Below are 914 nucleotides of genomic sequence, written 5' to 3'. Positions count from 1 at the left end.
CTCAGCCAGTTGCCGTCCGCCCCGCCGTCGATGCCGTTGAGCAGATAGAGGGTGGGTGCGGGAGCCGATTCGTCGGCGGCCGGAAGGACGCGCACGGTCACAGGCTTCGCCATCGCGGCGGAGTAGACGGTCAGTTCGACCAGTCCTTCCGGCCCCGGTGTCGCGCTCGCGATATGCGCGTGGTCCGCGGCGGTGCCGACCGGTGACGGGAGTTCGGGCATGGCCGGCCGGGCGCTCACCGAACCGGCCGCGCCGGTCGCGAAGGTGAACGCGGCGACGCTCAGCGCAGCGGCCAGCCGTGCGGTCCGCGCCGCACCGCGACGGTGCGACGGTGGGGCGGGAGAATCCACTCACGGCCTTCCGGGCGGGCGAGACGAGAACTCCGCCAACGTTAGGACGCGAATGTCGGTGCGGGCAAGCGGTATCGAGTTCGTTTGGGGCCGGTGGCCAGTTCGCTCGGCATCCCGCTGGGAACAGCCACAAGGTTGTGGGTGTTCGCCTGCACGGGCACGCCGGATGCGGTTGACTGGATCTCGATTCTCCGGGTCGGTCGGGTGTCTCCCGCCCGCGCCGGGATGCGGCCTCGAGATCGGAGGTGCGATGTCGCTCACCCATCCCCGGAAGCGAATCCTGCTGGCGGCCGCCGTGATCGCGGCATCCACCATGGGATCCAGCGGTGCGGCGACGGCCGATCCGCTGCCGGATCCCGCCTCCGTGTCCGCCCCCGACGGCTCCCGGATCCACGACATCCGGGCCGAGTCCGACCGTGTTCTCGACGTCGGCGTGTTCTCGGTGGCGATGAACAGCGTGGCCCGGGTGCGCGTGCTGCGTGCGGCCGACCCGGATCGGCCCGCGCCGACGTTCTATCTGCTCAACGGCGCCAACGGCGGCATCAGCGACGGGAGCTGGACCGA

At 71.1% G+C, this 914-nt stretch carries 2 pseudogenes; one reads left to right on the top strand and one right to left on the bottom strand.

Features of this window, described 5'->3' with window-relative positions:
- A pseudogene (locus tag HOV91_RS39100) lies at positions 1–350 on the bottom strand (hypothetical protein); the annotation flags it as partial.
- Between the two features lie 250 nt (positions 351–600).
- Between HOV91_RS39100 and HOV91_RS39095 the strand changes: the two are divergent.
- Positions 601–914 (top strand): annotated as a pseudogene (locus tag HOV91_RS39095) (esterase family protein); the annotation flags it as partial.

The sequence above is a fragment of the Nocardia barduliensis genome (assembly GCF_013315795.1).
GTDB lineage: Bacteria > Actinomycetota > Actinomycetes > Mycobacteriales > Mycobacteriaceae > Nocardia > Nocardia barduliensis.
Note: the sequence above shows the minus strand (reverse complement) of the source record. Positions and strands in the feature narration are given on the sequence as shown.